Source organism: Methylomarinum sp. Ch1-1 (assembly GCF_030717995.2).
In the GTDB taxonomy this organism is placed as follows: Bacteria; Pseudomonadota; Gammaproteobacteria; order Methylococcales; family Methylomonadaceae; genus Methylomarinum; species Methylomarinum roseum.
On sequence record NZ_CP157743.1, the window covers coordinates 1,796,887 to 1,821,084 of the forward strand.

Here is a 24,198-nt window from a genome sequence, read left to right on the forward strand (position 1 = left end):
GGGGTTCAGTTGCGCCGCGCTACCAGGCTGTGCGGGAATGCAAGCCGAGGATATCGAGCGTTATGTGCAAAATACCGTGGTCGACGGGCCGGTGTTGAGGGTCTGCGCTGCGGAAAACGAAATGCCTTATTCCAATAAACAAGGCGAAGGTTTTGAGAACAAGCTGACTCGGTTCATGGGCGCGAAGCTGAACCGCAAGATTGAATATGTGTATTGGAAGGACCCGCGTTATTACGTACGCGACTTCCTGCAAAAGGGGCGGTGCGATGTCGCTGTCGGCGTCGATACCGGCGACCCTCGCGTCGCGACGACGATTCCTTATTACCGTTCCGGCTATGTCTTCATTTCCCGCGAGCAGGACGATCTGGCTTTGCAGAACTGGGATAGCGAGGTGTTGCGTCGAGCCAAGCGTATCGGTTTCATTCCCGGTACACCGTCTGAAGTGATGTTGAAGAAAATCGGTCGTTACCACGACATGTTCAATTACAACAAGGAGTTGGTTGGCTTTAAGTCGCGCCGCAACCAATATGTCAAGTACGAACCCGTCAAGCTGGTGGACGATGTCGCCGACGGCAAGGCGGAAGTCGCGGTGTTGTGGGGGCCGTCAGCAGCGCGATATGTGCAAGAGGCTAACACGCCGCTGAAGATGACGGTGATCCCGGACAACAATACCCGCTCTGACGGCCGGAAAGTCGGATTTCATTACAGCACGTCGATGGCAGTGCGCAAGGACGATAGCGAGCTGTTGGAACAACTGAATCAATTTATTCAACAAAACCAAGGCCAAATCACCGCGGTGCTGGAGCAGGAGGGCATTCCCTTGTTGCCGGTGCCGGAAACGGAATTGGCCCTAAACTCACAGGATAATCAATGAAAGTGAAAAAACTATGGATCGCCGGCGCTATCGTCGCCACATCGATGGCGGCGAATGTGCAGGCGGAAATCACCCCGAGACATGCTTTGACTGGGGAAGTGTTGGATCTCAGTTATGCCAAGAAAGGCGGTAATACCGAGGCCTTCAAGCAATTTCTGAAAACCGGTAAAAACCCCTATAACGGCGATGAGGAGGCGGTGAAACAAGGGCACGATCTTTATTTAACCGGTTGCTCGGGCTGCCACGGCCACGAAGCCGAGGGCAAGTTAGGCCCCGGTTTGGGCGATGATTATTGGACGTATCCGCGCGGCCTTACCGACCAAGGTTTGTTCGAAATCCTGTTTGGTGGCGCCAATGGCATGATGGGGCCGCAATATGTCAATTTCAATACCGACGAAATGCTGCACATCATGGCTTGGATACGCTCCATATACAACGGCGATCCCAAGAAAGCCAAATGGTTGAAGTAAGACCGTTAAACAACGTCGCCGAATAGGTTTTGTTTGTAGGTCACGTTGCCCAGCACCTAAACGTCGGACCACGCTGTAGTTTGAAACAGGAATAAACAATAAAACCTGTTAATGCGCTCAGGTGCTGGGTTACGTGACACTTCGGGATTGTCAGGGAACGCTATCGCGCACCCTGACCTACCGATCGGTGTTAGCGAGAAGGCCGTAGGTCACGTTGCCGTGTTAGCGGTTACGTGACGATTGAGTAACGTTAGTGAATGAAAGATTGAGGAGTGAACGATGAAGCAAAAAACATTGATGACAAGCGCGCTGTTGAGCTTAGTTTTGCCGTTGGCCGCCCAGGCCTATGACGGCACCAATTGTAAAGAACCCGGGGTGTGCTGGGAACCTAAGCCAGGCTATCCAGCTCAGGTAGCCGGCAGCAAGTATGACCCCAAGCATGACCCCAATGAACTGAATAAACAATCTCAGTCGATTAAAGAGATGGAGGCCCGCAATCACAAGCGTTGGCAGCATCTGAACAAAACCGGCGAGTTTGTTTATGACGTAGAGGAAATTTAACGGTTTTCTCGGGCATGAATACCCTGTCTCTCCGGTATTCATGTCAACGGTAACTCAAACGACCGAGCCTGCTCCGCTTTTCCCTTCCTGGCGGACTAGACTCAGTCGATTGCGTTTCCTCAGGAACCGCCTGTTTAAGCTTGCAGGCGTTCCATTGTGTTTAAAGACTAATATAACCTCATACTCCGGTAATAAAGTGCCGGAGTTTTTTTCTATGAATTCAGATCATCAACTCAGTGATTGGCGCGATCGCGCCTTGCAGTTTGAACAACAAATCAATCAAACCGTTTTGGGCCAACGACAGGCTATTCGCGATGTCGTGATCGCCGTTTTTGCGCGCGGCCATGTGTTGCTGGAAGGCAATGTCGGAGTGGGCAAGACGACCCTGCTCAGGGCCGTCGCTCATGGTTTGGGCGGCGATTATCAACGCATCGAGGGTACGATCGACCTAATGCCGGCTGATTTGATCTATTACACCCACCTGGACAGCAATGGCAGACCCAGCGTCGACCCGGGGCCGCTGTTGCAGCAGGGAGACCGACTGGCGACCTTTTTTTTCAATGAAATCAACCGGGCCAGGCCGCAAGTACATTCGCTGCTGCTCAGGGTGATGGCTGAACGCAGTGTCAGCGCCTTCAATCGCGACTATCTTTTTCCCCATATTCAGGTGTTCGCCGATAGAAACCCGGTCGAGAAGGAAGAAACCTTTGAATTACCGGCTGCCGCCCGCGACCGTTTCATGATGGAAATCACCATCGACAAGCCGGATGATGTCGCGATGCTGGATGAGTTGATTTTCAATCCGCGCTTTCATGATGTCGATCGGCTAGTTGCCGACTCGGAAACCGGCGCGATTCCTTACTATCAATTAAATGACATCGCCGAACAGATACAGCTGGCGATTACGCCCAGCCCGACGCTGCGGCAATACGCCGTCGAATTGTGCCTGGCCAGCAGCCGGCCGGCTGCATACGGCATCAGCTTAAGCGATGTCGATATGGAACAGGCAATATTGGCCGGCGCCAGTCCCCGCGGAATGAGTTATTTGATTCGAGCCGCCCGAGTCCATGCGTGGCTCGATGATAGAACCACCTTATTGCCGGAAGACCTGCAGGCCGTTCTTCCCGTCGTCATGAGGCACAGGATTTTTCTCAATCCTATCTACGCCTATCGTCAGGATGAGCTGTTGCCGGCCTTGCTAGACGGCATGCTGCAACAGATCGCCGCACCGTAGGTTGGGCAGAATGAAATGAAGCCCAACTTTCGACCTATGAGCGTATAACGATGAACGCTCCCCGGAGACATTTCCACGCTGGTGCGTGGAAATGATAAAAACTAACAGAGAAACGATTAAACGAACATGCAACAGCGGATGAAACAATTATTGCCGAAAAGCGGCTGGAAGGATTTGCTAACCGTATATATCAATTGGTCTGGAGTCGGTTTTGTCAGTGTCTTGGTCGCCGATCGGCTGGATAGCTTGTCCGGGGTCGCCTATGCCGCACATTACACCGATGCCGTGAATGCCGCGATCGGCTTTAATTTCTGGTTGTTGATCAGTAGCATCGGGGTTCTGCTGTATTGCCTGGTGCTGCCGCCGGTATATTGGCTGCAGGCTAATCCGCATTATGATTGGATTTCGCAGCGTCTGCGATTTTTCACCTACATGTTTTTTCTGGTGGCCTTCGACGAGGGGGCTTTAATGGTGGGCATCTTACTCGGTACGATGCTCGGCGTCAGCGGGCGCGCCGACTTAATCATTTCCAAATCATTTTTGTTCAGCGCTAACAGCGTTGGAATTCTGACGGCCATGATCCTGGCCAATTCACTGTTATGGTGGCTGGGCGAATCAATATATAACCGTCAGGACAAGTCTTATTCCGGCGTCGTCACCTGGGCCTTGAGCAGCCCGCTGAAGTATAGACTGCCGTCTTATCTGTTGTTGACCACCGCATTCGTGCTGGTGCTGATCAACCAACAATAATAGGTGTCGTGATGACGAGCAAAGAGCCGCAACGATTCGACTACCGGGTTTCCGCGAAGATCCGCGGCGCTTATCCCGGCGCTCATGTCGGACAAATGGTGGGGGCAGGTCAGTTGTTCAAACGCCATGCGCCGCTGATCGCCAGTCCCGATCCTCGGCGCATCGATCTGAGGGTCAGTGCGCTAGATCCATTTGAGCAATTTAATGTGCGTGTTTTTCAACAAACCTCGCAATTGACGGTTTATTTAGTTGCCGATTTATCGGCCTCGATGGGCTTTCAGGGCGTTAACGACAAACAACAAGCGCTGGTCGACTGTTTATTGTCTATAGCTGCGTCGGTCTGGCGGAGCGGCGATCGTTTCGGCTTTGTAGGTTGCTCTGATTCAGTGGAACAACGCTATCTCGTCACGCCTTCCGCCAACAGCCAGGGGCGCGTTCGGCAATTAGCCGATAACTTGCTTACCTCGTCTTTGCAAGGCGGCGCCGAAGGACTGATGCAGGCCAGACGGTATTTACCCTCGCAGCCGGCCCTGGTTTTTCTGTTGTCCGATTTTTATCTATCGATGACCAGTATTGAGCGGCTTTTGCAGTCGCTGAATCACCACTTTGTCGTCCCGTTGGTGCTGTGGGACAAGCAGGAATATCAACAGTTGCCGGATTGGGGCAGCATGCGCCTGCGTGATCTGGAAAGCGGCAAGCAGCGCACTCTGCTGTTAAGGCCGGCGTTAAAGCGAAAAATCATCGATGCTTTTCGACAGCGTCATAGGCAGTTGCAGAGGATTTTCAGGGCCTTTGGCTGCGAGCCGTTATTTTTACAAGACGGTTATCGCGCCGAACAATTGAGCCAATATTTTTTACGGCAATCGGCTTGAACAATGACGAGGATGGGGATGTTGAGCGAGATCAATTCATGCGTAAAGCGTTCTTCATTGAGGCGTTCGAGACTCTGGTTGTGGGGCTTGATGCTGATGATCACTGCTTGTTCCGGCCGCATCGATGAGGCGGTCAGTCATTTTTCGGTGCAAACGCCGAGACCTTTCGGTTATGTAATCGGCGACGAAATCGGCCAGCGCATCGAAGTTGAGGTGCGCCGGGGATTCTCATTGCAGTACAGCAGCTTGCCGGCGAAAGGCAGGGTCAACCGCTGGCTAACTTTGAAAAATATCAAAGTCAAACAGATGGCGGGCAATCATGGCCTACGCTATCGCATCGATCTGCGTTATCAGATTTTCTACGCGCCGCTGGAAGTGAAGATGTTAAACCTGCCCGGTTTTCAATTGCAATTGCGGCAAGGAGTCAATCTGGTCGAAAGAACCGTCCCGTCCTGGTATTTTACCGTTGCGCCGCTACGGGAATTGGCGATACGTAAGCAAGGAAATAAGCAGTATATGCGACCGGATGCTTCGGCGCCGTTCATCGATACTGGACCGTGGCGGCTGGGCTTGCTGATCTGCCTGTTTACAGCCGCGCTGGCCGGACTATCTCTGAGCTTTGTGCATGGCGTATTTTCCGGTTTTCCACGGCGACGGATTTTCAAACAGGCCATGACGCGGCTGACGAGACTCGGCGATGACTTTCCTCAGGATCAATTCAAGGTGATGCATGATGCGTTGAATCAATTAAATGAAGCGACGCTATTCAAGCATCAATTGGAAAATTTCTATCGTCGCCACTCAAGCTTCAAGGCGCTACATACGGAGCTGCAATGGTTTTTCGATGCTTCCAATCGCTTGCATTTTTCCGATCAGCGACACGTCGATGACCAGACCGTGAAAAGAATTCGACGGCTGTGTCGGCAATGCCTCAACATTGAGCGAGGGGTGCGATGAATCTTGCCGTCGTTTATCCTTGGGCGCTCACCGCCCTGGCTTTGGCGTTATTGCCTTTGTTCAACAACGGTGTCAGTTCTCATCGTTATCCCGATGCTTCGGTCTTGCCCGACGACAGGCTTTCGGAGCTATATTCGCTGCTGCTCAAGTTAGTGGCGACGGCGGCGATGGCGTCGCTGATTCTGGGCATGGCCGGTCTTTATCGCAGCGAACAATGGGTCGAACGAGTGGGGCGCGGCGCTAATATCGTCATGCTATTCGATCGTAGCAGCAGCATGGATCATACCTTTGCCGGCCAGGCGCCGGGCGGTGGAGAGGAATCGAAGGCCAGCGCCGCTAAGCATCTGCTGATGGAATTAATCAAGCGCAGGAAAAATGACCGCATCGGAGTGGCCGCTTATAGCACCTCGCCGCTTTATGTGATGCCGCTGACCGAAAACAAGGAGGCGGTGGCGGCGGCGATTTCGGCAACGGATACTCCGGGACTGGCTTATACCAATATCAGCAAGGGTTTGGCGATGGCTTTATCGTTTTTTCAAGAACAAACGCCCGAGAGCGGTTCTAAGATCATCTTGCTGGTTTCCGATGGCGCCGCCGCGATCGATGCGGACAGTGAGCGTAAACTGCGACAATGGATCGCCCGCCAACCGATACGGTTGTACTGGATTTTTCTGCGCGGCAAGAACAATCCGGGGATTTTTGACAAACCGGAAGATCCGCGGGATGACAATGCCCAGGCCAGACCGGAACGTTACTTGCATTTATTTTTCAAGAGCCTCGGCATTCCCTACAGGGCTTACCAGGCGGAGAGTCCGAGTGCGCTGCAACAGGCCGTTGCCGAAATAGACCGGCTGGAAAATAAACCGCTGCATTATCGGGAAAACATCCCCAGAGAAGACTTGTCCGGAGTGTGTTATGCGGCTGCGGCGTTGTTACTGTCCCTGTTGCTGGGCTTGAAGCTGTGTGAGGCGAGACCATGAGAATGATCGTTTATTATGGAAGCTGGGCGTTGTTGATTTTGGCATTATTGGCTGGTATTTACAACGCAGCAGCCTTGTACCGGTTGGAGCGGGACAATCAGCTGATCACCCGCTTGAACAACGACCAGGACACAGCCGTAGAGCGCAGCCGGCTGGCTTCGCCGCCCGTTAAATTGGCCTATGCCGCTTATTTGAAACGACATCAACGATACGATGATGCATTGGCGGTGCTCAGCCGAATGATGGGGCAGGGCGATGAATCGATTAGATTGGCGAGCCGCTATAACCTCGGCAATATCTATTTAAGTCAGGCCATAGATTATGCCACCGAATTGCGTTTCGATGAAGCGATGGCGCTGACGGGCTTGGCTAAAAACGCCTATCGGAAGGCGCTGTCGATAAACAGTCGCTATTGGGATGCCAAATATAACCTGGAGGTGGCGATGCGTTTATTGCCGGAGATGGAGCGCATCAATGTCGAGGACGAGCAGGAAAATGAGAAAAAAGGCAAACCCTGGACTACTATTCCGGGATTTCCGCGGGGCTTGCCCTAATTTGTATTTTCTGTTCTCCACTTTTCCAGAAATCCAATAAATTTAACTACTTATAACCCACAGCGCGAGTGTTCGGTGGCTTGATCCGCAAGTGTGTGAGGCATGACAGATTTTTGCTCCTTGCAAAATCTGCATTTCCACCATCCCTGGCGGTCAGATGCCGAACCCAAGCTTATAGGGATATATTTACCCAGCACCTAAATTCCATAGGCTAATGGCTGCGATAAATCATCTTCCTTTATTTAGGTGCTGGGTGAACAGCGTCTTGCAGAGCGAGTGACCGAATGCTCGTTTTTCACCTATCTTAGCAAGTACGCTTATTAAAGTTGGCGGAAATTTATGGGTAATCAGGTAAATTCATGGCATGTCGGACATGTTGGGTTTCGAGTCTAAAAATTAACCGCAACACTCGTAGGAGCGTTGTCCTCGGCGCGAAAAGCTTGATTCGGCCCGAGGACGGCAAAGGCGAGCAGACCTTCTGGATAACTGAATAGCGAGACAAAGATATCAATATGCTAAGTAAGCATCTGAAAAAAAACCTTCAAGACTGCCGCTTTATCTTCTTGTTATTGGCATTGGCCGCGATGTTGGCGTTGTTTATCAAGCCGAGCATGAAACATATCGCTCCCGTTTATAATTTGACGTTTATCGTCGATATTACCCGCAGCATGAATGCGCGTGATTATCGACTGAACGGCGAATCGGTCAGTCGGATCGAGTTTATCAAGCATGAATTGCGTCAGTTGTTGTTTGCCTTACCGTGCCAGTCGAAAATCGGCTTGGGTGTTTTCACCGATCGCCAATCCGCTTTATTGTTCGAACCGTTGGAAATTTGTTCCGCCCGCTACGAAATCGATCGGGTGCTCGCCGCTTTAGACTGGCGCATGGCCTGGGCAGCCGACAGCCGTATCGGCAAAGGACTGCATGAAACGGTAACAATGTTGATGTCCCGTAAAACATCGATCGTGTTTTTGACCGATGGACAGGAAGCGCCGCCGGTCAATCCCCGCTACCACACCGATTTCAGCGACGTCAAAGGAAAATCCCAAGGCATGATCGTCGGCGTCGGGGGGCTGAACAATGTGCCGATACCGAAATACGATAAGGAAGGGAAACAAGTGGGGATCTACTCGGTCGATGACGTGCCTCATCGTTCCACCTTCGGCATCCCGAGCCGACTGCCTGCCGATGCCGGAAATTATCATGCTCGCAATGCGCCGTTTGGCGGAGCTAAAGTGATTGGCGATCAGCATATGAGTCGTTTATACGAACCGCATCTGCAACAGCTGAGCCGAGAAATGGGCTGGAGCTATCATCGTTTGGAAACGTTGGATAAATTGGTTCAAGCGTTGAGTGAGGATTTCGCCGACACGCAAATGGTCTCGGAAGATATTAGGGTTTATTCGGCTGTTGCCGCATTGTTTTTGCTTCTATTGGCGTATTTACCTTTTGATTGGGCAAGTATTTTTAAAACATCTGGTCATTAAGCGATTGCAGTTTGTTTGCCTATTTGGCCTTCATAGGGTGGAAAAGCCTGAAGGGCGTATCCACCAAATATGCCGATCCGGTGGATGCGCTCCGCTTATCCACGAATGGGGGTGAGTCGTTACAAAATAACTTTACTATCAGTTGCTTGTTCCAGAAGACGCCGTAAACGAAGATGATTTATCGCAGCCATTAGCCTATGGAATTTAGGTGCTGGGTGAATATATCCCTATAGGCTTGTATGCGACATCCCTATCGCATACACTTCTTCCGCAAGCAATTGATAGTAAAAGAAATATTTTATCAGTATCAAGCTGGATAGTTACGAATGCCGAATCGTCATGATTTATTTTCCTTACCGAACTGCTGCTTCAGTGTGGTGAAATGCTGCAGTTGTTCCTGTACTTTGGCGTTGAATGAATCTTTCGGGAATTCGCCTTGCTCATTGCGCTCGCCGGTTTCCATGTCGGTTAGATATTCCAGTGCTTCATTGACGGTTTCGACGGCATAGATATGGAACTGGCCGCTTTTTGCGGCATGCACGACATCCCAGCGCAACATTAGATATTTGATGTTGCTGGCCGGAATAATCACGCCTTGGGTGCCGGTCAGGCCTTTTTCCTTGCAGATATCGAAAAAGCCTTCGATTTTTTCATTGACGCCGCCAATCGGTTGGGCCTGTCCCAATTGGTTGACCGATCCGGTGATGGCCAGGTCCTGGCGCAAGGGCACATCGGCAAGTGACGATAAGATCACACATAACTCCGCCATCGAAGCGCTATCGCCTTCGACATGACCGTAGGATTGTTCGAACACCAGACTGGCGGCGAGCGAGAACGGGGTCTTGCGGGCGTATCGGGAAGCGATGAAACTGGACAGGATCAGCACCCCTTTCGAATGAATAGGGCCGCCCAGTTCGGTTTCCTTCTCGATGTCGACGACCTTGCCGTTGCCTAGGCGGGTCGTCGCGGTGATGCGGGAGGGTTGTCCGAACATGAATTCGCCCAGCTGTATTACCGACAAACCGTTGACTTGACCGACCACGCGGTTTTCGGTGTCGATCATTACGGTGCCGCGATGGATGTTTTCATAGATTTTTTCGCGCATTTTATCGAGGCGGTGAATCTTATGTTCGATCGCCTGTTGCACATCGCTGTTGGCGATGATGTCGTGACCATGAAACTTCGCCCAGTAATCGGCTTCGGTTAGCAAATCCTTGACGCTGCGCAGATGAGTGGATAGTTTTTCCGCATCGCCGGTCAGGCGAGCGCTTTGCTCGATGAGTCTGGCGACGGCTTGCGGACTGAGGGGGCGCAACTTTTCCCGTCTGGCCAGGGTCGCCAGCAAACGGGCGTATTCCAGCTCGCTGTCTGCGCGGTTCAGGCTGTCATCGAAGTCGGCGGCGACTTTAAACAGGTCCTGAAACTCCGGGTCATACATGTTGAGTAAATAATAAATGATAGGGTCGCCGTAGATAATCAGTTTCAGCTCCAGCGGAATCGGTTCCGGTTCCAACGAAGAGGCGCTGACCAGGCTGAGAGAGCGTTCCAATGACTCAATGCGAATCTCGCCGGATTGCAAGACCCTTTTCAGACATTCCCAGGCATAAGGCTGCATCAGTACCTTACGGGCGTCGAGAATAAGATAGCCGCCATTGGCCCGGTGCAGCGCGCCGGGTTTGATCATCGTGAAATCGGTGACCAACGCCCCCATGTAAGCTTGATGTTCGACTCGTCCCAGCAGATTGGCGTAGTTGGGGTGGTCTTCCAACACCACCGGTGCGGATTTGCGATCTCCGTTGGAGATGATCAAGTTGACATGATAGCGCTTGAACGGATTGGCTTCCTGGGGCGGTTCCATGAAAGGCAGTACCATTTGTTCACGATGGGGGATGAAATCGCGAACATGCTTCAGGATATCGGTATCGACGTCGTCCAGGTAGCTGAGCACCTGAGGGTGATCGGCGTATTTTTGTTTCAGTTCCCGGATGGAATGATTGACCGCTAACGCAGCGACTTCCCGGTTGAGATTCTGCAGCTTGCGTTTGGTTTCCTTGCGCCAGGCCGGAAATTTCTTCAACAATTTCTGCAGACGCTGCTGCAACTCGAGTATGCTTTGCTGGTATTTTTGCTGTTCCTCTTTATCCAGTTTGTTGAACTGTTCCGAATTGATGATGTTGTCTTTGTCGTCGACCGGGGCGAAGGCATAGCCGGTCGGGGTTTCCGTCAGGATGATGCGGGCTTTGCTGGCTTCGTCACGCAGCTGATTGATTTCCTGCAGTTCGCGTTTGCGGTATGCTTCCTCGATTTCCTCGGTTCTGGAGCGATATTCATCGCCATCGAAGGCGGCGGGGATCGCGACGCTGAGTTCATCGATCAACTGTTCCATATCCTCTTGAAATTCCTTGCCCTTGCCGGAAGCGAACTCAATGGCATTGGGCTTGGCCTGGGCGCTGAAGTTGTTGACGTAACACCAGTCCGACGGCGCCGGATGCTCGCTGGCCTCCTGATTGAGCAGGTGTTGAATGGTCGTCAGCTTGCCGGTGCCGGACGGCGCCAGGGCGAATACATTGTAGCCGCGTTGGTCAATTCTGATGCCGAATTGAATCGAGTCGATGGCGCGGTCCTGACCCAGAAAAATATCGACGTCTTCTAGCTCTTCGGTACTCTTGAAATGGAAATTTTCGACATTACAGGGTTTATAGAGTTGATTTGCATCCAGCGCTTGTTTTTTCATGGTGATTGTCTGAGGTTGGAGTACGGATTCAGCGTGCTTGTAAAAAATAATAGCATAGGCTAGGGATGGCTGTCTTTGTCAACCATGATGCTGATTGCCTGAACATTAACTGGTGCGTGTAGACAACTTGTTTTTCGCTTATGTTTATGGAGGGTCAGTGATGCCCGTGCAGTGAGCAATCAGCAATAAGGTAATGGTCATTTTCATATTTTAAGGTAGTCCTAAGCTTACTTATCTACACTTCGCCGCCAGTATTTATGATGAAATTTAACTGCGTTTATTAACTGAAGTTTCCTAAAAACGCCTCAAGCCACCATGCGTAACAACACCGCGACCAGCGAATTTTTCATGGGATTGGTGGGTTTATGGCAAAGCCTATCAAAATCTTCACTCAGTGAGGCTTCGGCGATGAGGCGCCGGACATCGGAAAAGGCGAAACTCGTCCGCCCCTTGACCTTGTGCCGACGTTGCGGATCCGCTTTGATGCGATCGGCGTACATCCAGGTGACCGTGGTGGCCATCATACAGAAATGCAGGTGGTTTATCACGGCCTGGGCATTCCGGCTCTGGCATTTTTGACTGCCAATGTCTTGCTTGAGTTCTTTAAAGCCGGACTCGATCTTCCAGCGAGCGCCATAATATTCGATGACCTGGGTGACCGACAAGTCGAGATCGGTCGTAAACAAGGCGACCCACTGGGTTTTACGAAACACCCACACGACCTTGATGGGGCATTTTAAGGTCTTCAGCATGACGGTTTTCTCAACCGCCAGTACTTCGCGTACTTTGCCATACAGGTTAACCTGATAGGCAGCAGTTTGCTGCCGGAGCGCGTGCGCTCGGTCGGTCACGGTCCCCAGACGCTGGCCGTATTTACGGGGGCGTCCGCGTGTCTTGGCATCGGCGGACCGGGCGTCGGGGAGCGCATAGAGCACCTGGTTGCTGCGCAATCGGGATAACAGGTGAAAACGTTCGCCTACCGTTTGGCGCACCGGCTTCCATAACCCCTGATTCCCAAACCAGCTGTCGGTGACCGCCAGCATTGGTGTCGAAGCAAAGTGACCGGCGACGGCGATTAGCAATTCCGCCGCTTGCGTGAGTTTGCTTTGAAACGGCGCGACTTGGCCTTTGATTTTGGCGGTTTCCTTTTGTTCGGCGATCATGTGACGGGGTAAGTAAAAACGAAAGCCCAAAAACAAACAGGCCCAACGACCTTTGACCTGCTTCAGTAAGCCGATCGACACCACATTTTGCGCCCAGGGGTAACGGCTTTGATTCGCTTTGGCGGCATGATCGAAAATCGACGCGCAGCCGAAAATGTGTTGACCCACTTTGAGGTTGATAAAATCGTCCAAGCCAATCAATAAGCGGCCATCGGTCGTGGGGGACGGAATCAATCCCCACAGCGTCGTCCAAAGCCTTTCCCAGGGCAGTGTCGACGAAGCCATGAAGGTATAGAACCGCTTTTGCTTAATCTCGATCCCGAACAAAGTCTCCAAGGCCCGCCATAAATTAGACGACATCGATGAGGTAAACGGAACAATCACGGCGAGCAGCGTGTAGACAAACAAAGAAGCTCGCTCCCGTCCCAGATCAGTCTCGGAAAAATGGGCTTGGAGAGGGCGGAGAAGATCGCGTAAAATGAACATGAATGAGGCCCTTTTGTTTGTGTAATCAATGATTTAGAAACCAATATTATACTACAAAAGGCGACCTCATTCACCCATAAGCTATTGTTTTTAATGAGATTCGGCATAGCCTAACAATCAATATTAGAGCCGGCTAATGTTTAAGCTGAATATTAGCATTATCTGATATTCCTTGCCCTCAAAAAATTGGGAAACTTCAGTTCATTCATTAGTAAGGTCATTGATGTCTTTATAGGGATGTCGATACACGGCTTTCGGTCTAGCATTGAGTACGTGCATCTCTGTGTGGCCTAGTAGTCATTTTATATATGACGAGTACTCGGCAGGCGCCATCTATTCGCGGTTTGAGCATTTTTGAACGCCAAACAGGAAATGCTGCGGTAGGTGCGGATTTATTCGCATTGCGCGGCTAAATCTGCAGCTACTTTCACAATGGCCGACAGAATAATATTGGCTATGTACTAGATTTTAGCCGCCGTCTCCGCAAAACGGTTATTAGCCGAACATTCATTGCAAAGTGCGAAAATTCTCACATAAAAAATCCCACAGCCGTAGATACGTCACAGTTTAATTTCTGCGCAAAACTAGACTAGTCATTAACGAATAGCAATCTTCCAGGAGAAAGATTATGAAATACAATAAATCGATCACGGCAGCCTTTATCATGACTGCTATGATGCCGGTGGTTCAAACACCTGCCATAGCAGGTGATGCGCCGCAATTAATTGGCCAAAATCATGCGCAGAATGGTCGATCAGCGCCCGAATTATTCGATGATATAGGCGTTGATCAAACGTCTCATATAAGTCTACCAGCTAAAGCGGTAGCAGCAAGAAATCGTGCGGTTCAGGTTCATACCGATTTAATGTGGTCGGATGCATTGACATTAACATTGTTTGACGATGTTGTGGTGACTGCGGTTCGTGATCGGCTGATCGATAAAGTCAAAGGCAGTACCACTTGGATTGGTCATGTGGAAGGTGAGCTGGATAGCGCAGTCTTTCTGACAATCAGAGGGCGTACGATGTCCGGCACAGTACGCATTGGAGAAGACCTATACGAAATCAATTTTCGGGGTAATAATCTGCATGAAATTACTAAAATTGATCCGGGCAAGAATCCTAATTTCGATGATGATGCTAAAAGCGTAGAAGACTTTATTGCCGCAGGAGGAGAAATCGATAGCGCGACATCTTCCGAGCCATTAGCGGCGAATGCCGAAACAAATGCCGGGACGGTCATTGATGTCATGGTTGTTTATACACCTAACGCGCGCGCCAATGCCTCCGGGCAAAGCGGTATTGAAGCCAAAATAATCAATGCGGTCGCCATGGCTAACCAAGCTTATCTCAACAGTCAGATCGATATGCAAATAAACCTGGTGCATATGGCCGAGGTTAGTTATACAGAAAGCGGTTCAATGTCGACCAGTCTACAGGATATTACCGGCACCAGTGATGGAAAAATGGATGCCGTGCATTCATTACGCAATCAATACGGGGCGGATCAGGTCGTGCTGATCACAACCGACACCAGCGCATGCGGAACGGGTTATTTGATGAGTAACCCCAGTACTTCCTTTGCGCCTTATGCTTTCAGCATTGTCCATGATGATTCCCGATATTCTTGTTTATCCAACCATACTCTAGCGCATGAGTTGGGGCATAACCAAGGTGATCACCATGACAGAAGCAATGCCAGCACATCCGGCGCCTACGAATACTCCTACGGCTACCGCTTATGCGAAACCGGAGGCTTTAGGACCGTGATGTCATACAGTTGCAGCGGCGGCGTTCGCGTAGGCCATTTTTCCAATCCCAACGTTATTTATAATGGCGAATATACCGGCACCAGCGCCGATGATAACGCCCGTTCCATGTCGAATACTAAGGCGATCGTTGCGGCATTCCGCGGTAGCGTCGACACTTCAACGCCAACGGCTCCCAGTAATTTGACGGCATCGGCATTGTCGGATACGGAAATCGTCATTAACTGGGCCGATAATTCGAATAACGAAACAGGATTCAGGTTGGAAAGATCGGCGGACAGTGTTAATTGGGCTGAAGTTGCCGTTGTGGACAGCAATGTCAGCAGCTTTACCGATAACGGTCTGGTTGCGGAAACCACTTATCAATATCGGGCGAGGGCTTATAACAGTAACGGCAACTCAAATTATTCCAACATCGGCAGCGCCACAACCGATGCGACGGTCGTGGAAACTTGTATTCATAACGCCCCATCGCTAACGTTGGCGCCGACCTCAGTGTACAGCCAGGCAGGTGCGAGCATCACATTTGATGTATCGCTGACTAATGGGGATAGCTCGGTTTGTGGCGTGACGACTTTCACCCTGACAAGCAGTGATGGTGCGACACTCGGTTCTTATTCTCTGAGCGCCGGCAGTTACATCAACACCTCATGGTCGACTAACGCTCCTCTGGCAGACGGCATCGCGACCAAATCGGTGACTGCGACGGCGGCAGAGCATAACGACGTTACCCAATCGGCCACGATTATTGTCGATGGCACGGCGCCGACCGCACCTGCTAATGTTACGGCGGCCGAGAAAAGGAAAAACCAGGTCGCTATTTCCTGGAATTCGTCGACTGATTCCGGATCTGGTTTGGATCACTATGCTGTGATGCGGGACGGGGTATTGATTGCGGAGACCGGCAGTACGAACTATAACGATAAACCGGGCAGCGGCACGTTTACCTATACCGTAACAGCCTTTGATAAAGTCGGTAACGCCCAAAGCAGTACGACTTCCATTACCGTCGGCAACAGTTCTGGAGGTGGAAGCAATAAAGGCGGCGGAAAAGGGAATAACGACAAAAAGAAATAAAGAGTTAAGTTGTTATTGAAAAGGGCGCTTTGGGCGCCCTTTTTTATTGCAACAGGAATGACAATTCAATCAACTTTTCTTACGTGCTGCGGTATAAAAGCCTAGCAAGCCAATTCCCATTAACCACAGTGATGCAGGTTCTGGCACGGTATCATTTGGATTATCAGGCGGATTATCGGGCTGTTGGATATCTCCCACCCAAGTCGACAAGTGGGAAATACTGGCGGGATTGTCTGGATTGGTACATGTATCATTGCCGGTGCATCTAAAGTCGATTATGAAACGGCCGCTCCCAAAACCTTCATAGAATGCGTCAGCGAGTAAAACGATGTCGTCAAAATAGTATTCAACCAGGCCGTGTGAGGCTTTAGTGACAAAATTAAAGTCTAATGATACTGGGACATCTTCTGGATCAGTGAAGTCATATGTCCAATCAAACTGAAATGAATCCGTCGCTCCGTTTGTATCAGTTGCTGTTAAAGAGAATGATAGGTCTCCAAACTCTGTAGCGACTGTCTTATTGTCTGAAGATTGAGTAGCGTAATCATATTTCGCGGCTTCGATCCAGGTTCCAGTAAAACCCGTCCAATCGGTTTTTAACGTAATGGCGTTATTTCCGGAATCGTTTCCACTGGTAGGCCCGTTACAGGCATCGGCGCTAGATTCGACCAATGAGGTGCCGCTGGGGGCATTAACGCCAAATGTGAAATTGTCTACGCTGCAAGTCGCCGCTTCGACAGCGCCGCTGAGCAATATGATAGCAAAGGCCGTGCTGCACTTTAGCAATACATTGTTATTCATCCTGTTCCTCGTGTTATGGTGCTTATTCCTATTCTTTCCCTATATCGGGCTAAAACTTCCTCGCCGAATCAAAGCACGTTCCATGCCATGAGATGATATATATTGCTAATACAATCTGTTATTTTTATTAGCGCAGGCGTGAACTTTTTTAGCTGCACCCGATCGTAAAAAAAACTGACAAGTTGTCGGTGATTTCCTAAAGCATGATATTTGCTAGCAGCATGGCGAAACTTTCATCGTTCTTTGTAAAGCCACTTGCTTGAGGTAAAGCTAACATTGTTGTTCCGAAGACTGGACGGGGCGCCCTGACGGTCAAAAAAAAGAAACACGTTTATCCCGGCGAGCAATGATGCGCTTCACTTCGTTCAGCACATCCTACCCGGCTGCTTGCTATTCTTGCAGCTACGCTGTTTTAGATTTCCGAAGATATGCATAACGGTAGGCATAAAAAAGGGGCGCATTAAGCGCCCTTTTTATTGCGAATAGAGACTAATCAGCTTTTTTACGCGATGCTCCATAGAAACCTAGCAAACCAAGTCCCATCAACCACAGTGATGCGGGTTCCGGGATAGTCGGCGGATCCTCTGGGTTACCTGGAAATTCTGACCAGTTAGCAGCTAGCAGATCACTGCCTTGACCATTTTGGCCTAGCTGTTGAAAGCTGACAGCGAGTTGACCTGAATCTTCACCCCCACCAAGACCTCCGCCAGTGCTTGTATCCGTACCGGTCCAAACAGTGAATGAGTCAATTGAAACGAAATCGAAAGTAAACGTTAATACGTCTTCAGCACCTAGTCTATCAGGAGAGCCGGTTGTTGTATCAGATCCTACATAATCGAATTGGATGCCACCGCCGGTGGGTACATATAAGCTCCATGAAGAAGGGGCGAAGTCATATACAGTAAAGTCCAAACCTAATGTTGCATCGATATTCATGCCAAATTCGTCAATTAACGCTTCTGGATCAGCAGTCGGATCTGACGTATTGGTTAAGGAAGCATAGAATATTGTAAGATCATTTGAGTCCTGTTCTATGATAAATTCAAAACCATAACTCCCTGAAATATTCGTATCACACCCTGTACCTCCCGGACAGCTATTCGACGCACTGATAAATGCGGATTGGGCGCTACCTGATAACAGCAATGTTGACAGAATGATTGCACCTAAATGTATAAATGTTTTAGTGTTCATGGCCCTTTCTCCTTCAAACATAAAAATGAGATTTTTTCTCCTTAAAAAATCATAAAATTTACTATAGAATGAAGCATATTTTGCGCCATTTAAATAAAGGCATTAATTTACAATAGCTTATGTTGTTCTGAAATGGATTCGTGAATGTTAAACCTAAAAATTTGTAAGAAAAATCGACATATTCGTAGTAGTTGATTGACTTTACTAAAGTCCATTAGGCCATAGACATGACGGGATTTTTCACTGAAATATTGTGTTCTTGAATAAGTGATATTGGCTCGTCAGCACCGTTGTTTTCCAGAACTGCCAGAATTTAGTTTTCGATGAGATTTTGGGAGATGAACTGCATTGTTGCTTTTTCACTGACAAATTGTCGGTTTTTTTTTGACAATATGGTTTTGCATGTGATGATATGCACAATGATGTATTAGTACATAATGATATCAACGTCAGTAAGTAAACAGAGATAAATGGCATGACGATATCTAGCACATCAATCATGATTGCGAGGAAATAAAAATTTCTTCTCGTCCATAGTTTAATCTGTTTCTATGCGCATTAATTTTTTTAATCTGACATTATCGAGGCAGCAAGGGATGGCGTCGGCCATTGTGGCGCTGATCGCCTTGATTGTATTCACGCCATTATGCGGTTTTATTTTCGACTGCGGATGCACTTGGCCCGGCTTGGGGCTGGATGAGGGGTGTAATTTCCATGTTCCTGAAGCCGAATATCGCTGTCCGTGGTGCGTTTCTTTGTTTGCCGGCGGGTTGTCGTTTGTCTTGGCGTTGCTGGCGGGATTGTGGGCGGCAATCAGGGCGACAAGGGACAGGTTCTCGGGTCGATATGAATTAACTCGGCGCGTCTTCATCGGCGTCGTTGTATTTATCGTGGTGGCCGTTTTAGCCGGCTGGTTGACGGCGGCGCAACAGGGTTATCCGCTTAACGGTTTTTAACTTTCAGGAAGTCTTCGAATTCGTTGATCGGCAAGGGTTTGCTGAATAAATAACCTTGCGCGTAACGGCATTGCCGGTTCAACAGCGCCAGTTGTCGGCGGTTTTCCACGCCGGTGGCGATGACCTTGATGCCCAGTTTGTTCGCCAGGCTGATGATGGTTTCCACCATGATGGCGTCGGAACTATCCTCCAGCATGCTGTGGATGTAAGAGCGGTCGATTTTAATCACGTCGACCGGGTATTTCTTCAGATAACTCAGAGATGAATAGCCGGTGCCGAAGCGGTCCAAGGAAATCTGTATGCCGGCTTGCTGCAATTTCTTTACGCTGGCGGAATAGTTGCTTTTGTCGTCGATGAACAGGCCTTCATTGATCTCAAAGGCGAGGGTGCGCGGTGAAATTTGTTTCTGCTTGATGATATCCAGCCACTCAACATAACACTCGCTGCGATTGTATTGTGCGACCGACTGATTCAGCGAAAGCTGTATCGGCGCTATGCCCAGGTGGTTCCAGCGCTGAATGTTGTCGGCGACTTCGCCGATCACCCAGTTGCCAATGTCGCGTATCAGCCCGCTTTCTTCGGCAATCGGGATGAAACTTTGTAACGGGATGTAACCGGATTTAGGCCGCTTCCAGCGCAGCAGGGTTTCGGCGCAGGCGACTCTTTCGGTCTTCATGTCCATAATCGGCTGGAAATGAAGGCTGAATTCCTGGTTTTGCATGGCCTGGCGCAGGTCATGGGTCAATTGCAGACGTTGTTCAGTTTCCTTTTGTAACGACGGCGTGTAGTAGTAGTAATTGTTGCGCCCTTTGTTCTTGGCCATATACATCGCACAATCGGCGTTTTTCTGCAGGGTTTCGATGTCTTCGCCGTCATCCGGGTAAAGGGTGATGCCGACGCTGCCGGTGATAAATACTTCCTGCTGATCGATCGAGATGGGCTGTCTGAAGGCGGTGAAAATTTTATTGGCGATCACCTCGGTGTCGGTGGCTTTGTCCAGGTCCGGAATGATCACCGAAAATTCATCGCCGCCCAAGCGGGCGACGGTATCGGAGTTTCTGACCGCGCATTGCAGTTTTTTCGCCGTTTCCTGCAGCAGTATGTCGCCGGCATGATGCCCCAGGTTGTCGTTGATCCATTTGAACTTATCCAGATCCACCAGCATCAATGCCAGTTTGCTTTGATTGCGCTTGCTTTGTTTCAAAGCATTGGCCAGGCGGTCCAGGAACAACGTTCGGTTGGGCAGTTGTGTTAAGGGATCATAATTGGCTTGAAATTGTATCGATTCCTCGTAGGCCTTTTGTTGGCTGATGTCTTTTAATACTGAAATCGATCGACTGATGTTACCGTCGTCATCCTTTAATACGGAAATGGATTGCCAGACCGGCACGCTATGTCCTTGCCGATGGCGGATCACTATTTCGCCTTGCCAGAAATGATTGTGTTTTAATGTGGCTGCGATCGGTTGGAAAAATTCCGCATCGTAGTGTTCTGGATTGAGAATGCTGACGGGCCGGTTGATGATGTCTGGCTTGGCATAGCCGGTGATTTTGCTGAAATGGTCATTGACCTTGATGATCCGCTTACGGGCGTCGCTGATAAAAATGGCGTCGGAGGTGTTGTCGAGATAAGACAGTTTCAGACGCGAAGTCTCATCGAAATAGGGTTGAGTCGCTAAGGGTAATAATCTTCCGTGCAGGCGCTTGACACCACCTTGTTCATCCGTTTCGGCCTGAATTTTGGCCTGGTAACGACAGAGCCGGTCGGGGGCGGTCAGGTAATGAAATGGGTATTCGACTGCTTGCTGGGAAAATAAACAGATGTTGTTTTGCGTCTTGACGGTGGCTAGATCATCTTTCAGGACTTTGCTGATGAATTCTTCATAACTGAACGTCGTTTTTTCGTTGTCATGGGGTTGCCAATAAACGATATCGCGGTCTGGGTAATATTCCCAGTCTATGGTATGGGATTGGGAATTGTTTGTCGTTGACTTTCGCAACTGCGCCTTGCTTAGGCGTCGCTGTTCATGGATTTGAAAAATGCTGAGGTTCAGGCGGTCGACATAGCGCTGAATTAAGGTGTCTTTTAAGACATAATCCAGGCAACCGCGGCTCATCGCTTGAGTGGCTAATTGAAAATCTTGCTGCGGATTGACGATGATGGTTGCGGGCATCAGCTCCAGTCTTTTCAACTGGTCAAGAAATTTTAAGCCATCTGATTCTGGCGTCCCATAATCAAGCAGCAATAGATCAACCTGTTGCCCACGTAGTTTAGTCAGGCATTCCCGTTCGCTGTCGCTGATTTCGACACGATAACCCCGCCATTCAAGCCGCATTTTGACTTGCTGGGATAAAAAAAGATTATTATCCAAATAAAGGATATTAAAATCGCCCATCTATCCAATTCAGTTGGTAGCGTTATCGCTGCTTTGCGCTAGAATCAAGGTCCAGGCGCAAAAAAATATAGCGGCCGGTCGCCGATACCAGCAATTCCTAGTTTGAGCATTTTTGCTGTGTTTAGGGCATGGGGTGTGTCTGTCGAGGAGCGCCGTAAACCCATCCCTGGGGGCTTGACGGCAGCATCCTTGCTGCCGACATCCTCGCCAAACACACCCCATGCCCTTTTAGAATGCCAAAGTGGGAATTGCTGTCGCCGAGACTACATCTTACTATCAGTCGTCTTTGTCTGACATTATTAGAATAAGTTTATCATGTCTATTACTTGTTGATTAGTGAATTATTAAAAATGTATGGTTTTATTATATTGAACTTGGCGGTTGCTTATCTAATGGAGACCGAACACCGCTTGATGGCTCTGCTGACTTCTGAGCTGCCGATATATTTAGGCGCGGCCTTTATCATCGGCGCCGCCTTGTTAGCTTGGTTCAGGAAGGTGTCTTGTCATGTCTGGTATGACTTGTTCGCCAGCGGCTCGGTATTGGTATGGTTACCTTTTTGGTATCCCGATTTTCGTGACGGTTCGCCGCTGTTTTTTTATCTGCCGTTGTACTTTGCGCTGATTACCGCCTTGTTTACGCTCGTTTTTATCAAAAAGCGCGAGCAGATCGAACCTGAAATGCTGCAGTTTCTGCAATGGTTGTTCGATTCCGGCCGTTTCAACCCGGTATTGATTGGGATTTTTGTCGTAGTCGGTTTGTTTGTTAAACAGCATTTCCTGTTATATCCGGTCGCGATGACGTTGTTTATCGTCAGGTACACGTTAGCCAGCAGTCTGGACGAGTAATGACATCTTTGCTGGGGATGTGCCGATTAAGTCGGCGCGGCCGATATGGATGAGCGTAAGTTAGTGGAGGAATCCAGTCGTCGGTCAGTGGCGCGATGACGTACACTGGCCATAGTTACGCGATCTACGACGGTTACACCGGCAATTGCTGAGAAAGCCAGGGGTATATTTATTCTACGTTTCTGCGAAGTATAGGGAAATTAACAGGAAATTGGCTTATACACAGAAGCTGTGGATGACTCTGTGGATTGGTTGTTTTTATTGTTCGAGAAAGGGCGGATTTATTGCCTGTTATTTAAATTGTATAAAAAATGGCCGATTAAAAAGTTATTTTTAATCGATTACTTACTTTTTTGGATCGAGATAAATTGTCGTTGTTGATCTTAAGCTATTGACGACGAGCGCGGCTGCTTGTGTATGCGCCGAGGGCCCGATATCGTGAATAAAGGAAGGAAGCGCGCTTTAAGCGAAGTGCGTTATCGACAACGTCGAGAGTTTTTAATGTTTGTCAGCGAGGGCTGCAATGATGACTGAAATAAAATCCGCCAATATGGCTAATCCTTCTGTATTGATTCCGGTTGATCCCGCCATTGAACGTTATCTGTACAGTCTGGTCGGCGCGACTGATCACAAGGTTTTGTCGGAAATGGAGGCCTATGCCCTGCAGCATAATTTTCCTATTGTCGGACGTTTAGTGGGTGTTTTTCTGGAAACGCAGGCAAAGATGGTGAGTGCCAAACGAGTGTTCGAATTCGGCAGTGGATATGGTTATTCGGCCTACTGGTTCGCCAGGGCCGTAGGGCCGGGCGGAGAGGTGATATGCAGCGATGGGGACGGCGCCAATGCCTTCCGGGCGAAAGAATATCTACAAGCGGCCGGTTTACAAGACAGAATCAGTTTCCATACCGGTTTGGCGCAGGAAGTCTTTGCGGCAACTAACGGTTCGTTTGATATTTGTTATAACGATGTCGATAAAGGCGATTATCCGCAAATTTGGCAAATGGCCAAAGAGCGTGTTCGCCCCGGCGGGCTTTATATCGCCGATAATGTGCTTTGGCATGGGCGGGTTGCCGTCGATGATTATGAAGATATCGTGCCCGGCTGGACCGAGGCGATTATGGAGCACAACCGCTTGGTCTTCGAGGATCCGGAGTTCGACGCCTTTATCAACCCGACACGTGATGGCGTGATCGTCGCGCGCAAAAAAAACGAGTAGAAAGTGCATTAAATCCCTAGTAATTGACTCGGGTTTTATGGTTCAATTTGAACTCATCATCACCAAGAGGGAATAAAAATGTTAAATAAAAATGATATAGCCCCTTTTTTCAGGTCTCACAATCAAGACAACGATATGGTGTCGTTGAATGATTATTTGGGCAAAAAAAATGTGGTTCTGTATTTTTATCCGAAAGACGATACACCGGGCTGCACGATAGAAGCCAACGATTTTACCGCGCTGGCCAATGACTTTAACGCATTGGATACCGTTGTCGTTGGCGTCAGTAAAGACAACAGCGCCTGTCATCGTGATTTCATCAAAAAATATGATCTCAATGTCGAATTGCTAGCCGACACCAGCGGGGACTTGTGTGAAAGTTACGGCGTCTGGCAGGAAGTGGAAAAAGAAGGCGTGAAGAAATGGAAAATCGTGCGTTCCACGTTTATTATCAACAAAGAAGGGGTCTTGGAAGAGGCTATGTATGGCGTCAATCATGAAGGCCATGCCCAGGACATCCTGGAAAGGGTTAAAGGTTTGTAGGCATAAGCGACGAATCGATTTGGCGGCTCACGTCTACGGCTCCGCCAAATCGTTTATCAGTTGATCAATCTGAAAAAGTCTTTCGGCGCCCCGCAAATAGGGCATTCCCAGTCGTCGGGAACATCCTCCCAGCGTGTGCCTGGGGCGATGCCGCTGTCGGGATCGCCTTTGGCTTCGTCGTAAATGTGTTCGCATTCCATACATTGGTATTTTTTAAATTCCGACATATCAAGCCTCTCTTTAAAAACTGCTTTACATTAAAATAACCTGAGTTCGGG

At 49.4% G+C, this 24,198-nt stretch carries 21 protein-coding genes; 15 read left to right on the plus strand and 6 right to left on the minus strand.

Annotated features, from left to right (window positions below; translation table 11 throughout):
- The first annotated feature begins 37 nt into the window (after nt 1–37).
- The 10 genes from moxJ (at nt 38) to Q9L42_RS08570 (ending at nt 8,739) form a co-directional block, all read left to right on the plus strand.
- Entirely contained in the window at nt 38–874 is an 837-nt protein-coding gene (gene moxJ, locus Q9L42_RS08525; RefSeq protein WP_305908864.1) for a methanol oxidation system protein MoxJ, read from the plus strand.
- The gene (gene moxG, locus Q9L42_RS08530) at nt 871–1,344 is read left to right on the plus strand and encodes a cytochrome c(L), periplasmic (protein WP_305908863.1); all 474 of its coding nucleotides are present in this window, start codon (nt 871–873) and stop codon (nt 1,342–1,344) included. Before moxJ ends, moxG begins: the two co-directional genes overlap by 4 nt.
- A gap of 279 nt (nt 1,345–1,623) precedes the next feature.
- Nucleotides 1,624–1,905: a methanol dehydrogenase [cytochrome c] subunit gene (locus tag Q9L42_RS08535; RefSeq protein WP_305908862.1), complete on the plus strand. Its 282-nt coding sequence runs from the start codon at nt 1,624–1,626 to the stop codon at nt 1,903–1,905.
- Nucleotides 1,906–2,119: 214 nt separating this feature from the next.
- Nucleotides 2,120–3,139, plus strand: coding sequence for an AAA family ATPase (locus tag Q9L42_RS08540; RefSeq protein ID WP_349432628.1), 1,020 nt, complete (start codon nt 2,120–2,122; stop codon nt 3,137–3,139).
- A 126-nt stretch (nt 3,140–3,265) separates the two neighbouring features.
- Complete coding sequence (locus tag Q9L42_RS08545) at nt 3,266–3,889, plus strand: MxaP protein (RefSeq protein WP_305908861.1); 624 nt, start codon at nt 3,266–3,268, stop codon at nt 3,887–3,889.
- Nucleotides 3,890–3,900: 11 nt separating this feature from the next.
- Complete coding sequence (locus tag Q9L42_RS08550) at nt 3,901–4,761, plus strand: DUF58 domain-containing protein (RefSeq protein WP_305908860.1); 861 nt, start codon at nt 3,901–3,903, stop codon at nt 4,759–4,761.
- A gap of 90 nt (nt 4,762–4,851) precedes the next feature.
- Nucleotides 4,852–5,718, plus strand: a complete 867-nt coding sequence (locus tag Q9L42_RS08555) for a nonribosomal peptide synthetase MxaA (protein ID WP_305908859.1) — start codon at nt 4,852–4,854, stop codon at nt 5,716–5,718.
- A complete protein-coding gene (locus Q9L42_RS08560; RefSeq protein WP_305908858.1) occupies nt 5,715–6,698 on the plus strand; it encodes a vWA domain-containing protein in 984 nt (327 codons plus the stop codon). Before Q9L42_RS08555 ends, Q9L42_RS08560 begins: the two co-directional genes overlap by 4 nt.
- Nucleotides 6,695–7,252, plus strand: a complete 558-nt coding sequence (locus Q9L42_RS08565; protein ID WP_305908857.1) for an MxaK protein — start codon at nt 6,695–6,697, stop codon at nt 7,250–7,252. The genes Q9L42_RS08560 and Q9L42_RS08565 overlap by 4 nt, the downstream gene beginning before the upstream one ends.
- 512 nt (nt 7,253–7,764) lie before the next feature.
- Nucleotides 7,765–8,739 carry a vWA domain-containing protein gene (locus tag Q9L42_RS08570; RefSeq protein WP_349432629.1) on the plus strand — a complete coding sequence of 325 codons (975 nt, stop codon included), beginning with the start codon at nt 7,765–7,767 and terminating at the stop codon, nt 8,737–8,739.
- Between the two features lie 337 nt (nt 8,740–9,076).
- Here Q9L42_RS08570 and Q9L42_RS08575 read toward each other — a convergent pair whose 3' ends face one another.
- A complete protein-coding gene (locus tag Q9L42_RS08575; protein WP_305908855.1) occupies nt 9,077–11,473 on the minus strand; it encodes a Lon protease family protein in 2,397 nt (798 codons plus the stop codon).
- 305 nt (nt 11,474–11,778) lie between these two features.
- Nucleotides 11,779–13,122 (minus strand): IS701 family transposase, encoded by a 1,344-nt coding sequence (locus Q9L42_RS08580; protein ID WP_305906698.1) that lies wholly within the window; start codon nt 13,120–13,122, stop codon nt 11,779–11,781.
- Nucleotides 13,123–13,750: 628 nt separating this feature from the next.
- On the opposite strand from Q9L42_RS08580, the gene Q9L42_RS08585 reads away from it, so the two are divergent.
- Nucleotides 13,751–15,967 (plus strand): M12 family metallo-peptidase, encoded by a 2,217-nt coding sequence (locus tag Q9L42_RS08585; RefSeq protein WP_305908854.1) that lies wholly within the window; start codon nt 13,751–13,753, stop codon nt 15,965–15,967.
- Between the two features lie 69 nt (nt 15,968–16,036).
- Here Q9L42_RS08585 and Q9L42_RS08590 read toward each other — a convergent pair whose 3' ends face one another.
- Both Q9L42_RS08590 and Q9L42_RS08595 read right to left on the minus strand, forming a co-directional pair.
- A complete protein-coding gene (locus Q9L42_RS08590) occupies nt 16,037–16,768 on the minus strand; it encodes a PEP-CTERM sorting domain-containing protein (protein ID WP_305908853.1) in 732 nt (243 codons plus the stop codon).
- A gap of 489 nt (nt 16,769–17,257) precedes the next feature.
- A complete protein-coding gene (locus Q9L42_RS08595) occupies nt 17,258–17,962 on the minus strand; it encodes a PEP-CTERM sorting domain-containing protein (RefSeq protein WP_305908852.1) in 705 nt (234 codons plus the stop codon).
- Nucleotides 17,963–18,513: 551 nt separating this feature from the next.
- Between Q9L42_RS08595 and Q9L42_RS08600 the strand changes: the two genes are divergently transcribed.
- The gene (locus Q9L42_RS08600; RefSeq protein WP_349432630.1) at nt 18,514–18,918 is read left to right on the plus strand and encodes a hypothetical protein; all 405 of its coding nucleotides are present in this window, start codon (nt 18,514–18,516) and stop codon (nt 18,916–18,918) included.
- Here the strand turns inward: Q9L42_RS08600 and Q9L42_RS08605 are convergent.
- A complete protein-coding gene (locus Q9L42_RS08605; protein WP_305908850.1) occupies nt 18,905–21,313 on the minus strand; it encodes an EAL domain-containing protein in 2,409 nt (802 codons plus the stop codon). The genes Q9L42_RS08600 and Q9L42_RS08605 overlap by 14 nt on opposite strands.
- Nucleotides 21,314–21,663: 350 nt before the next feature.
- On the opposite strand from Q9L42_RS08605, the gene Q9L42_RS08610 reads away from it, so the two are divergent.
- From Q9L42_RS08610 to Q9L42_RS08620, 3 genes are all read left to right on the plus strand, one after another.
- Nucleotides 21,664–22,161 (plus strand): hypothetical protein, encoded by a 498-nt coding sequence (locus tag Q9L42_RS08610; protein WP_349432631.1) that lies wholly within the window; start codon nt 21,664–21,666, stop codon nt 22,159–22,161.
- A 523-nt stretch (nt 22,162–22,684) separates the two neighbouring features.
- Nucleotides 22,685–23,377, plus strand: a complete 693-nt coding sequence (locus Q9L42_RS08615) for an O-methyltransferase (RefSeq protein ID WP_349432632.1) — start codon at nt 22,685–22,687, stop codon at nt 23,375–23,377.
- Between the two features lie 78 nt (nt 23,378–23,455).
- Entirely contained in the window at nt 23,456–23,920 is a 465-nt protein-coding gene (locus Q9L42_RS08620) for a peroxiredoxin (protein WP_305908847.1), read from the plus strand.
- Nucleotides 23,921–23,976: 56 nt separating this feature from the next.
- On the opposite strand, the gene Q9L42_RS08625 is transcribed toward Q9L42_RS08620, so the two are convergent.
- On the minus strand, nt 23,977–24,147 hold the full coding sequence (locus Q9L42_RS08625; RefSeq protein ID WP_305908846.1) for a rubredoxin: 171 nt from the start codon (nt 24,145–24,147) through the stop codon (nt 23,977–23,979).
- Nucleotides 24,148–24,198 lie beyond the last annotated feature (51 nt).

Excerpts from the sequence above, each read along its gene's own strand:
- moxJ (WP_305908864.1), top strand. The coding sequence starts at position 38 with ATGCAAGCCGAGGATATCGAGCGTTATGTGCAAAATACCGTGGTCGAC.
- moxG (WP_305908863.1), top strand. The coding sequence starts at position 871 with ATGAAAGTGAAAAAACTATGGATCGCCGGCGCTATCGTCGCCACATCG.
- Q9L42_RS08535 (WP_305908862.1), top strand. The coding sequence starts at position 1,624 with ATGAAGCAAAAAACATTGATGACAAGCGCGCTGTTGAGCTTAGTTTTG.
- Q9L42_RS08540 (WP_349432628.1), top strand. The coding sequence starts at position 2,120 with ATGAATTCAGATCATCAACTCAGTGATTGGCGCGATCGCGCCTTGCAG.
- Q9L42_RS08545 (WP_305908861.1), top strand. The coding sequence starts at position 3,266 with ATGCAACAGCGGATGAAACAATTATTGCCGAAAAGCGGCTGGAAGGAT.
- Q9L42_RS08550 (WP_305908860.1), top strand. The coding sequence starts at position 3,901 with ATGACGAGCAAAGAGCCGCAACGATTCGACTACCGGGTTTCCGCGAAG.
- Q9L42_RS08555 (WP_305908859.1), top strand. The coding sequence starts at position 4,852 with ATGCTGATGATCACTGCTTGTTCCGGCCGCATCGATGAGGCGGTCAGT.
- Q9L42_RS08560 (WP_305908858.1), top strand. The coding sequence starts at position 5,715 with ATGAATCTTGCCGTCGTTTATCCTTGGGCGCTCACCGCCCTGGCTTTG.
- Q9L42_RS08565 (WP_305908857.1), top strand. The coding sequence starts at position 6,695 with ATGAGAATGATCGTTTATTATGGAAGCTGGGCGTTGTTGATTTTGGCA.
- Q9L42_RS08570 (WP_349432629.1), top strand. The coding sequence starts at position 7,765 with ATGCTAAGTAAGCATCTGAAAAAAAACCTTCAAGACTGCCGCTTTATC.
- Q9L42_RS08575 (WP_305908855.1), bottom strand. The coding sequence starts at position 11,473 with ATGAAAAAACAAGCGCTGGATGCAAATCAACTCTATAAACCCTGTAAT.
- Q9L42_RS08580 (WP_305906698.1), bottom strand. The coding sequence starts at position 13,122 with ATGTTCATTTTACGCGATCTTCTCCGCCCTCTCCAAGCCCATTTTTCC.
- Q9L42_RS08585 (WP_305908854.1), top strand. The coding sequence starts at position 13,751 with ATGAAATACAATAAATCGATCACGGCAGCCTTTATCATGACTGCTATG.
- Q9L42_RS08590 (WP_305908853.1), bottom strand. The coding sequence starts at position 16,768 with ATGAATAACAATGTATTGCTAAAGTGCAGCACGGCCTTTGCTATCATA.
- Q9L42_RS08595 (WP_305908852.1), bottom strand. The coding sequence starts at position 17,962 with ATGAACACTAAAACATTTATACATTTAGGTGCAATCATTCTGTCAACA.
- Q9L42_RS08600 (WP_349432630.1), top strand. The coding sequence starts at position 18,514 with ATGCGCATTAATTTTTTTAATCTGACATTATCGAGGCAGCAAGGGATG.
- Q9L42_RS08605 (WP_305908850.1), bottom strand. The coding sequence starts at position 21,313 with ATGGGCGATTTTAATATCCTTTATTTGGATAATAATCTTTTTTTATCC.
- Q9L42_RS08610 (WP_349432631.1), top strand. The coding sequence starts at position 21,664 with ATGTATGGTTTTATTATATTGAACTTGGCGGTTGCTTATCTAATGGAG.
- Q9L42_RS08615 (WP_349432632.1), top strand. The coding sequence starts at position 22,685 with ATGATGACTGAAATAAAATCCGCCAATATGGCTAATCCTTCTGTATTG.
- Q9L42_RS08620 (WP_305908847.1), top strand. The coding sequence starts at position 23,456 with ATGTTAAATAAAAATGATATAGCCCCTTTTTTCAGGTCTCACAATCAA.
- Q9L42_RS08625 (WP_305908846.1), bottom strand. The coding sequence starts at position 24,147 with ATGTCGGAATTTAAAAAATACCAATGTATGGAATGCGAACACATTTAC.